Annotated in this window: 2 protein-coding genes; both read left to right on the plus strand. The window is 75.0% G+C overall.

What is annotated here, in order from left to right; genetic code table 11:
- Positions 1-314: 314 nt before the first annotated feature.
- Entirely contained in the window at positions 315-10,475 is a 10,161-nt protein-coding gene (locus NGF19_RS29770; protein WP_443735607.1) for a type I polyketide synthase, read from the plus strand.
- A gap of 3 nt (positions 10,476-10,478) precedes the next feature.
- On the plus strand, positions 10,479-11,286 hold an 808-nt coding region (locus NGF19_RS29775; RefSeq protein WP_252428971.1), incomplete at its 3' end, for a beta-ketoacyl synthase N-terminal-like domain-containing protein.

Raw genomic sequence — 11,286 nt, forward strand, 5'->3', positions numbered from 1 at the left:
TCGGTCCCGACGGCACGCTCGCCGGCATGAGCCGCGAGGTCCTTCGTGTGCAGGCGTTCCCGTCGCTGCGCCGGGGCTGGGAGGAGCCGCAGTCGCTCCTCAGTACGCTCGGCGAGCTGGCCGTCCGGGGTGTCCCGGTCGACTGGGCGGCTGTCTACGCGCCCTGGGAACCGCGTCGGATACAGCTCCCCACCTACGCCTTCCAGCGGGAGCGGTACTGGCTGGACTCCGCTCCGGAAGCGGCGGAGCGTGCCGACGAGCCGGTCCCGCGGCGGCAGTTGGCCGAAACGTCCGGGCCGGGGCGCCGCCGCTTGGTGCTCGACCTCGTCCGCGCCCAGGCCGCCCACGTCGCGGGCGCCCAGGCAGTCGACCCGGAGGTCACGTTCCATGATCTCGGCCTCAACTCCCTGGGGGGCGTCGAACTGCTCGACCGGGTGAACTCCCTGACCGGTCTCGCTCTGTCGCCGAGCGTGCTCTTCGAGCACCCGACCCCGGCGCGCCTGGCCGCGCACGTGCTCGGCCAGCTCGACCCGGGCACGGGACCGGGTACGAACGCGGCCGCGACGTCCGTCCCGGACGCACCGGCGGTCCTGGCAGCGCAGGACGACGAACTGATCGCCATCGTGGCCATGAGCTGCCGGCTCCCCGGCGGGGTGACCTCCCCCGAGGAGCTGTGGGAGCTGGTCGCGGCCGGTACCGACGCCATCGGGCCCTTCCCCGCCGACCGGGGCTGGGACCTCGACGGGCTGTACCACCCCGACCCCGACCACGAGGGCACGAGCTACGCACGCTCGGGCGGATTCCTGTACGACGCGGGGGAGTTCGACCCGGCACTGTTCGGGATCACCCCGCGCGAGGCGCTGGCCATGGACCCGCAGCAGCGACTGCTGCTGGAGACCTCCTGGGAGGTGTTTGAGCGCGCGGGCATCGACGCCTCGACGCTGCGTGGCAGGCCGGTCGGCGTCTTCATCGGGGCGACACCCCAGGAGTACGGCCCACGGCTGCACCAGGCGCACCACGGGCTCGAAGGCCACATCCTGACCGGCACCACAGGCAGTGTCGCCTCTGGCCGGATCGCCTACACGTTCGGCTTTGAGGGGCCGGCGATCACGGTGGACACCGCGTGTTCGTCGTCGCTGGTGGCGCTGCACCTGGCAGCGCAGTCTCTACGCCAAGGGGAGTGCACGATCGCGCTGGCCGGCGGCGTCACCGTCCTGGCCGGCCCCGGCATGTTCCTCGAGTTCAGTCGGCAGCGGGGCCTCGCGCCCGACGGCCGGTGCAAGCCGTTCGGCGCCGCGGCGAACGGCACGGCGTGGGCCGAGGGGGCCGGGGTGCTGCTCCTGGAGCGGCTGTCCGACGCCCGGCGCAACGGGCACCAAGTGCTCGCCGTGGTCCGCGGCTCGGCGGTGAACCAGGACGGTGCCTCCAACGGCCTCACCGCGCCGAACGGCGCCTCGCAGCGCCGAGTGATCGAGCAGGCGCTGGCGAGCGCCCGGCTGACCGCCGCCGAGGTAGACGCGGTGGAGGCGCACGGGACCGGCACCAAGTTGGGCGATCCGATCGAGGCCGAGGCGCTGCTTGCCACATATGGCCGGGGCCGGGACACGGACCGTCCGCTCTGGCTGGGGTCGCTGAAGTCCAACATCGGCCACGCCCAGGCCGCCGCCGGCGTGGCGGGCGTCATCAAGACGGTGCTGGCGATGCGGCACGGCACGCTGCCCCGCACGCTGCACGTGGACGAGCCGTCGCCGCACGTGGACTGGTCTGCCGGCGCGGTCCGGCTGCTCACCGAGTCGGTGGCCTGGCCGGCCCGCGACCGGGCCCGGCGGGCGGCGGTCTCCTCGTTCGGGATCAGCGGAACGAACGCGCACGTGATCCTGGAGCAGGCCACCGCTCCGGAGCCGGCCGTCGCTCCGGAGCCGGCCGCCGCCCTGCCCGTGGTGCCGTGGGTGCTGTCGGCCAGGACAGCCACCGCCGTGCGGGCGCAGGCCGAGCGGCTGGCCGACGCGGTGGCCGCCGCAGACGCCGACCCAGCCGATGTCGGCTACTCCCTGGCCACCGGCCGGCAGGCGCTCGACCACCGTGCCGTGGCGATCGGCGCGACCCGCGAGGAACTGCTGGCGGCACTCACCGACGGTCCGGTAACCGGCCGCGCGGTGCCCGACCCGGCGGTCGCCTTCGTCTTCCCCGGTCAGGGCGCGCAGTGGGTGGGCATGGCGACCGACCTGCTCGCGACCTTCCCGGTGTTCGCCGGCCGGATGGCCGACTGCGCCGACGCGCTGCGGCGCTTCGTGGACTGGTCGCTGCCGGACGCGCTGTCCGACGCCGACCTGCTGGAGCGGGTCGACGTGGTCCAACCGGTGCTGTGGGCCGTCATGGTGTCGCTGGCCGAGGTCTGGCGGTCGTACGGCGTCGAGCCCGACGCCGTGGCAGGCCACAGCCAGGGCGAGATCGCCGCTGCCTGCGTTGCGGGGGCGCTGTCCCTCGAGGACGGCGCCCGCGTGGTAGCCCTGCGCAGTCGGGCGCTGCTGGCGCTGTCCGGACTCGGCGGGATGGTGGCCGTACCGCGGCCCCCGCACGAGATCGACCTCGACGGGCTGTCGGTCGCGGCGGTCAACGGACCGCGCTCGACGGTCGTCTCCGGCACCCCCGAGGCGCTGCACGCCCTCCTGGCCCGCGACGAGCGGGCCCGCCGCATCCCGGTGGACTACGCTTCGCACTCGCCCCAGGTCGAGGAGATCCGGGACCGGCTGCTGGCCGACCTCGCGCCGGTCGCGCCGAGGGCCGCCGAGGTGCCGTTCCACTCCACCGTCACCGGCGGGCCGCTGGACACCAGGCTGCTCGACGCCGACTACTGGTACCGGAACCTGCGCCGGCAAGTGCTCTTCGAGCCGGCGGTGCGCGGGCTGCTCGACGCCGGAACGAGCTGCTTCATCGAGGTGAGTCCGCATCCGGTGCTGGCGCCGGGCATCCAGGAGACCATCGACGCGGCGGAGGCCGGCGCCGTCGCGCTCGGGACGCTGCGCCGCGACACCACCGGCCCGTCCCGGCTGCTGACCTCGGTGGCCGAGGCGTTCGTCCATGGCCTGCCCGTACGCTGGGACGCCGCGTTCGCCGGGTCCGGCGCGCGCCAGGTCGACCTGCCGACCTACCCGTTCGAACGCGAGCGGTACTGGGTGGCGCCCGCCGATGGCGCGGCCGACGCGACCCGGTTCGGCCTGGACCCGGTGGACCACCCGCTGCTGGACGCTGCCGTGGACCTGGCGGACAACGGCAGCGCCGTCTTCAGCGGGCGGCTGTCCGTGCGCTCCCAGCCGTGGCTCGCCGACCACGAGGTGGGCGGCGTGTCCCTGCTCGCGGGCACCGCGTTCCTGGACCTCGCCCTGTGGGCCGCGGCCCGCACCGGGAACGGCCGGGTCGCGGACCTCGCGATCGAGGAGCCGCTGCCGCTGCCCGCCGACGGCGGGGTGGCCGTGCGACTCGTGGTGGGGCCGTCCGAGGACTCCACCGGGAGTTCGTTCACCCTGTCGGCGCGGCCGGACGGCGAATCGGCCTGGACTCGCCACGCCTTCGCCACTCTGACTGCCGCCGAGCCGGCCGACGCCGAACTGCCGTGGCCCGCCGAGCTCGCGGACCTCGCCGACGTCGAGGATGTCGACCTGACCGGGGCCTACCAGCGACTGGCCGACGGTGGCTTCGGCTACGGTCCGGCCTTCCAGGGACTGCGCCGGCTGCGCCGGCGGGGCGACGAGCTCTTCGCCGAGGTCAGCGTGCCCGAGGCAGCCGGCTTCGGACTGCACCCGGCGCTGCTGGACGCCGCGCTGCACGCCCTCGAACTGCGATCCCTGGCCGACGGCGGAGCCGGCCTGCTGCCGTTCTCGTGGAGCGGCGTGCGGCTGCACCGCACCGGTGCCACCTCGCTGCGCGTCGTGCTGTCTCCGGCCGGACCGACCACCACGGCGCTGACCGCCTATGACGACACCGGCGCGCTCGTCCTCAGCGCCGACGCGCTGGTGATGCGGCCCGCCACCCCGGCGCAGGGCGACGCCCTGTTCCGGGTGCAGTGGGCCCCGCTGGCCGGGTCGGCCGCACTGCGCGGCCGGTGGGCCGTCCTGGGCGCCGAGCACGCGGAGCTTCCCGCCTACCCCGACCTGGCCGCGCTGGTTGCCGCGCCCGAGCTACCCGAAGTGGTCTTCGCGCCCTGCCCTGACGCGACGACGGACACCGCCGAGGCGGCGGACGCCGCCCACGCCACCGCTGGCCGGGTGCTCACCCTGCTCCGCGACTGGCTGGCCGACGACCGCCTCTCCGCCGTGCGGCTGGTCGTGGTGACCCGGGACGCCGTCTCCACCGGCCCGCAGGACGCCGTCGCCGGCCTCGCGGCGGCGCCCGTCTGGGGCCTCGTCCGGTCGGCTCAGGCCGAGAACCCCGGCCGGATCGTCCTCCTGGACGCTGACTCTCCCGCCCCGGCCGCGCTGGGAACCTCGGCGGTCGCGGCGGCGCTCGCCGCTGACGAGCCCCAACTCGCCATCCGCGCGGACCGCGTGCTCGTGCCGCGGCTCGTCCGGTTCCGGCCCGCCGAGCCGGCCACCCCGTCCGGCCCGGCCCTGCGGACCGACGGCACCGTCCTGGTCACCGGCGCGCCCGGCGCGCTCGGCAACACCATCGCGCGTCATCTCGTCGTCCGGCACGGCGTGCGGCACCTGCTGCTGGCCAGCCGCAGTGGCGAGCGCGCCGACGGAGCGGCGGCCCTCGTCGCCGAGCTGACCGGTCTCGGAGCCCATGTGACCCTCGCCGCCTGCGACATCGCCGACCGCGACGCGCTGGCGGCCCTGCTGGCCACCGTGCCGGAACACCGCCCGCTCACGGGCGTCGTCCACGCGGCCGGTGTCCTCGACGACGGCACCATCCCCACCCTGACCACCGAGCGGCTCGACAACGTCCTCCGGCCGAAGGTCGACGCCGCCTGGCACCTGCACCAACTCACCGCGGGCCTCGACGCGTTCGTCCTGTTCTCGTCGGTGATGGGCGTGCTCGGCAACGCGGGTCAGGGCAACTACGCGGGCGCCAACACCTTCCTCGACGCGCTCGCCGCCCACCGCGCCCACCAGGGCCTGCCCGCCGTCTCCCTCGCCTGGGGACTGTGGGCTGCGCCCAGCGGACTCACCGGCCACCTCGGCCAGCTGACGCGGAGTGCGACGGGCGTCGTCGCACTCGACACCGACCAGGCGCTGGCGCTGTTCGACGCCGCCTGGCAGGCCCAGGAGCCGACGCCGGTCCCCGCGCGGCTCGACACCGCCGCCTGGCGGGCCCCCACGGCCGTGGAGCCCGTCCCCGCCCTGCTGCGCGACCTGGTCAGCGGACCCCGACGGCACGACCCGGCCCGCCCCGCTGAGCCGGCCGCCGACCGCCTCGCCGCGCTGTCCGAAACCGACCGGATCGACGCGCTGACCTCGCTCGTCCGGCGCCACGCCGCAGCCGTGGTCGGCCACGAGTCGCCTGACGCGATCGACCTCGACCGGACGTTCTCTGACATCGGCTTCGACTCGCTCACCTCGCTCGGTCTGCGCAACCGCCTCGCCCAGGCGACCGGACTGCGCCTGCCCGCCGCACTGCTCTTCGACCACCCCACCCCGGCGGCTCTGGTCGCCCATCTGGACACCGCACTGCGCGGCACCGCGTGCGCCGCCGACCCCCCCCAGGCCGACACGACCCCGGCCGACGAACCCATTGCCATCATCGGCATGGCCTGCCGGTTCCCCGGCGGAGTCCGCTCCCCCGAAGACCTGTGGGAGCTGCTGCTGCGCGGCGGCGACGCCATCTCCGAACTCCCCGCCGACCGCGGCTGGGACCTCGACACGCTGTATGACCCGGACCCGGACCGGGCCGGCCACAGCTACGCCAGGGCCGGCGGATTCCTCTACGACGCCGCCGACTTCGACCCGGAGTTCTTCGGCATCAGCCCCCGCGAGGCGCTGTCCGTCGACCCGCAGCAACGACTGCTCCTGGAGACCTCCTGGGAGGCCGTCGAGCGGGCCGGCATCGACCCGACCACCCTGCGCCACAGCCGTACTGGCGTCTTCACCGGCCTGATGTACAACGACTACGCGGCCCGGTTCCAGCGGTCACCGGAGGAGTTCGAGGCCCACCTCGGCAACGGCAGCGCGGCGAGTGTCGCCTCCGGCCGGATCTCCTACACCCTCGGCCTTGAGGGCCCCGCCGTCAGCGTCGACACCGCGTGCTCGTCGTCGCTGGTGGCGCTGCACCTGGCGGCGCAGTCGCTGCGGCAGGGCGAGTGCTCGCTGGCGCTGGCCGGCGGCGTGACCGTCATGTCGACACCGAAGCTCTTCGTCGAGTTCAGCCGGCAGCGCGGCCTGGCCCCGGACGGCCGGTCCAAGGCCTTCGCCGCCACCGCCGACGGCATGGGCGCCGCCGAGGGCGCCGGAATGCTGCTGGTCGAGCGGCTGTCCGACGCGCGGCGCAACGGCCACCCGGTGCTCGCCGTGGTGCGCGGCACCGCCACCAACCAGGACGGCGCCTCCAACGGCCTCACCGCCCCCAACGGGCCGGCGCAGCAGCGCGTGATCCGCGCCGCCCTCGCCGCCGCCGGACTCACCCCGGGCGACGTGGACGCCGTCGAGGCCCACGGCACCGGAACCGCCCTCGGCGACCCGATCGAGGCGGAGGCCCTGCTGGCCACCTACGGCCAGGAGCGGGAACGGCCGCTGTGGCTGGGCTCGGTCAAGTCCAACATCGGCCACACCCAGGCAGCAGCGGGCGTCGCCGGCGTCATCAAGATGGTGCTCGCGCTCGGCGCCGAAACCCTCCCGAAGACCCTGCACGCCGAGGAGCCGACCCCCCACGTGGACTGGTCGGCAGGGACGGTGCGGCTGCTGACCGAGGCCACGGCGTGGTCGGCGAACGGCCGGCCGCTACGGGCCGGTGTCTCCTCCTTCGGGATCAGCGGCACCAACGCCCACGTCGTGATCGAACAGGCCCCGACGCAGCCGGACACCGCCCCGGCCGCCCCGGAACCGGCCGAACTGCCGCCGCCCTGGGTCCTGTCCGCCCGCACTTCCCGCGCGCTGCGCGAACGGGCGGCCGCGCTGAGCGGCGCGCGCGACATGAGCCCCGCAGACATCGGCTACTCGCTCGTCGCCACCCGCTCCCGGTTCGACCATCGGGCCGTCGTCCTGGCATCCACCCCGGACGCCCGCGACCGCGCCCTGACCGCGCTCGCGCACGGCGAGACCGCGCCCGGACTGGTCCAGGGCGTCGCCGACACCGAGCGCAAGGCCGTATTCGTCTTCCCCGGCCAGGGCGCGCAATGGCTCGGCATGGGCGCGGCGCTGCTCGACGAGTCCGCGGAGTTCCGGGCCGAGATCAAGGCGTGCGAGCGGGCCATGGCCCCGTACACCGACTGGTCGCTGACCGACCTCCTGCGCGGCCGCGCCACGGCGCCGTCCCTCGACCGGGTCGACGTCGTCCAGCCGGCGCTGTTCGCGATGATGGCCGGCCTGGTGCGCCTGTGGCGCGCGTACGACGTCCGGCCCGCGGCGGTGGTGGGGCACTCACAGGGCGAGATCGCGGCCGCTTACGCGGCGGGCGCGCTGTCCCTGGACGACGCGGTCCGCGTGGTCACCCTGCGCAGCCGGGCGTTGGTTGCGCTGTCCGGCTCCGGCGGCATGGCGTCCGTACCGCTGCCCGTGGACGAAGTGCGGGCGCGCATCGGCGACCTCGACGGCGGGATCAGCGTCGCGGCGGTCAACGGACCCGCCTCCGTGGTGATCTCCGGCGCGCCCGCGGCCCTCGACGAGTTCGTGGCCCGGTGCGTCGCCGACGGGGTGCGGGCCCGCCGCATCCCCGTCGACTACGCGTCGCACTCGCCCCAAGTGGAGGCGATCACCGACGAGTTGTTGGCGGCGCTGCGCCCCATCACCCCCAGGTCGGCAAAGATCCCGTTCCACTCCACCGTCGAGGGGCGGCCGGTGGACACCGCCACGCTGGACGCCGAGTACTGGGTCCGCAACCTGCGCCGGACGGTCAGGTTCGCAGACACCGTCGCCGGCCTGGCCGCCGCCGGCTCCGGCACCTTTGTCGAGGTCAGCCCGCACCCCGTGCTGACCGTCCCGGTGCAGGACGTCCTGGGCGGCGACGGCGTGGTGGTCGGGTCGCTGCGCCGGGACGACGGCGGCCTCCAGCGCTTCCTCACCTCCGTGGCCGAGGCGTATGTGCGCGGAATCCCCGTCGAGTGGGCGGGCGCCTTCGCCGGCCGGGACCGCCGCATCGTGCCGCTGCCCACGTACCCCTTCCAGCGGCAGCGCTACTGGCTCGACGCTCCGGCCCCCGCTGCCCCCGCCACCGAGGACGCGGTGCTCTGGGCGGCCGTCGACGACCACGATCCGGAGGCCCTGGCCGCCCTCCTCACCGAGGGCGGGGGCACCGGCCATGACCGCACCGAGCTCGACGCCGCGCTGTCCGTGCTGTCGGCCTGGCGCGGTACGCGCCGGGCCCGGCAGGAGACCGACGGCTGGCGCTACCGGATCGTCTGGCGCCCCGTGGAGGCCCGCCCGGGCCGGTTGTCCGGCGACTGGCTGGTCGTCCACTCAGAACGGCAGGCCCAGGACCCCTGGGTCGCCGGCGTCACCGCGGCCCTCACCCGCGCCGGTGCGAACGCCGATCCGGTGGCCGTACCGCCCGGCGACCTGGACGGGCAGGCCCTGGCCGCCCGGGCGGCGCACGCGGCCGGCGTGCTGTGCCTGCTCCCGCTGGACGAACGGGCCCACGCCGACTTTACGGCCGTGCCCAACGGCTATGCCCAGACGATCGCCCTCATCCAGGCGCTCGGCGGCGCCGAGGACCCGGCACCGCTGTGGTGCCTCACCCGGGGCGCCGTCTCCACGAGCGCGTCCGACCCGCTCACCAGCCCCGCGCAGGCCCTCGCGTGGGGCCTCGGGCGGATCGCGGGGATCGAGCACCCCGACCTGTGGGGCGGCCTGATCGACCTCCCGCCCACCGTGGACGACCGGGCCCAGGAACGACTCGCCGCCGCCCTCACCGCCGGCACCGGGGAGGACCAACTGGCCGTCCGCGGCTCGGGCCTGCTCGTGCGCCGACTGCACCGGACCGAACCCGCATCGTCGGGCCGGCGCGCCACTGCCTGGCGGCCCAGCGGCACCGTGCTCGTCACCGGCGGCACTGGCGCCCTCGGCGGGCAGCTCGCCGAGTGGCTGGCCGGCCAGGGCGCCGAGCACCTGCTGCTCGTCAGCCGCAGCGGCCCGGCGGCACCCGAGGCCGCCGAACTGCGGGACCGGATCCGCGCCCTCGGCACCGAGGTCACCATCGCCGCGTGTGACATCGCGGACGGCGACGCGCTGGCGCACCTGCTCGGCACGATCCCGGCCGACCAGCCCCTGCGCGCCGTCTTCCACACCGCGGCTCTGCTCGACGACGCGTCACTCGACTCGCTGACGACCGACCAGGTCGACCGCGTGCTGCGGGTCAAGGTCGACGGCGCGCGCCACCTCCACGAACTCACCGGCGACCTGGACGCCTTCGTACTGTTCTCCTCCCTCGGCGGCACCCTCGGACTGCCCGGCCAGAGCAACTACGCGCCCGGCAACGCCTACCTTGACGCCCTTTCCCAGCAGCGTCGGGCCGCCGGCCTCCCGGCCACCTCCGTGGCCTGGGGTGCCTGGGCGGGCGGCGGCATGGCCCAGGGCACCGTCTCCAGCGTGCTGCGCCGGCACGGCCTGCCCGAGATGGACCCCGAGCGCGCCCTCGCCGCACTGCACCAGGCCCTGGGCACCGAGGAGCCCACGCCCGTGATCGCCGACATCGACTGGGACCGCTTCCACACGGCGTTCACGGCACTGCGGCCGAGCCCACTGCTGCGGGAGATCCCCGACGTCGAACGGTTCCTCCCGGCGGCCGGCGGCGATACCCGCGCGGACGAGGACCCGCTGCTCGCGCGGCTGGCCACGACCAGCGGCGCCCAGCGCGCCCGCCTCCTCCTCGACCTGGTGTGCACGCACGTCGCGGCGGTGCTCGGTTACGACCACCCGGGAGCCGTCCTACCCGACCGTACGTTCCAACTCTCCGGTTTCGACTCGGTGCTCGGCGTGGAGCTACGCAACCGGCTCGGCGCGGCCACCGGCCTGACGCTGCCGGCGACCGCCGTCTTCGACCACCCGACCCCGGCCGCGCTCGCCGCCCACCTGGGCGAGCGGCTGCCGACCGCCGAGGAGACGGTGCCCTCGGGGCCCACCGCCTTCGGGACGGGCTCGCTGGCGGCGCGCCTGGAACGGCTGGCGGAGGTGCCGGTTGACGAGGCGGAACGCGACGACGTACGGCGGCAGTTGCGGCTGCTGCTGGAGAAGTGGACGGATTCCGACCGGGTCGCCCGGAGCAGTCTGGGCGACTCCAGCGACGAGGAGCTGTTCGACCTGATCGATAACGACCTGGGGGTGTCCTGAACCATGGCGACCGAGGAGAAACTCCGCGACTACCTGCGCCGCGTCACGTTCGAGCTGCAGGAGACCCGCCGCCGCCTCGCCGAGCTGGAGGACCCCGAGGCCGAGCCCATCGCGATCGTCGGGATGGCCTGCCGCTACCCGGGCGGCGTCCGGTCCCCCGAGGACCTGTGGCGACTGGTCGACGAGGGGCGCGACGCGATCTCCGACTTCCCCACGGACCGGGGCTGGGACATCGACGCCCGCTACGACCCGGACCCCGCCAAGCCGGGCAGCTTCTACCCGCGGGGCGGCGGATTCCTGTACGACGCCGCCGAGTTCGACCCCACGCTCTTCGACATCTCGCCGCGTGAGGCGCTGGCGATGGACCCGCAGCAGCGGCTGCTGCTGGAGACGACCTGGGAGGTCTTCGAGCGGGCCGGGATCCCGCCGACCTCGCTGCGCGGCAGCGACACCGGCGTGTTTGTCGGGGCGACCTACCAGGACTACGCGTCCCGGCTCGCTGCCTCGCCCGCCGAACTGGAGGGCTACATCGTCACGGGCAACACCGCGAGTGTGGCGTCCGGCCGCGTGGCTTACGCGTTCGGCCTTGAGGGGCCGGCGGTGACGCTGGACACGGCATGCTCGTCGTCGTTGGTGGCGCTGCACCTGGCGGCGCAGTCGTTGCGGCAGGGCGAGTGCTCGCTCGCGGTCGCCGGGGGCGTGGTGGTGATGTCATCGCCGGACATGTTCGTTGAGTTCAGCCGGCAGCGAGGACTGGCGGAGGACGGCCGCTGCAAGGCCTTTTCGGCCGCGGCGGACGGTTTCGGCTCCT

Origin of the sequence: Streptomyces macrolidinus, from assembly GCF_023887685.1 — a bacterium.
Lineage (GTDB): Bacteria > Actinomycetota > Actinomycetes > Streptomycetales > Streptomycetaceae > Streptomyces > Streptomyces macrolidinus.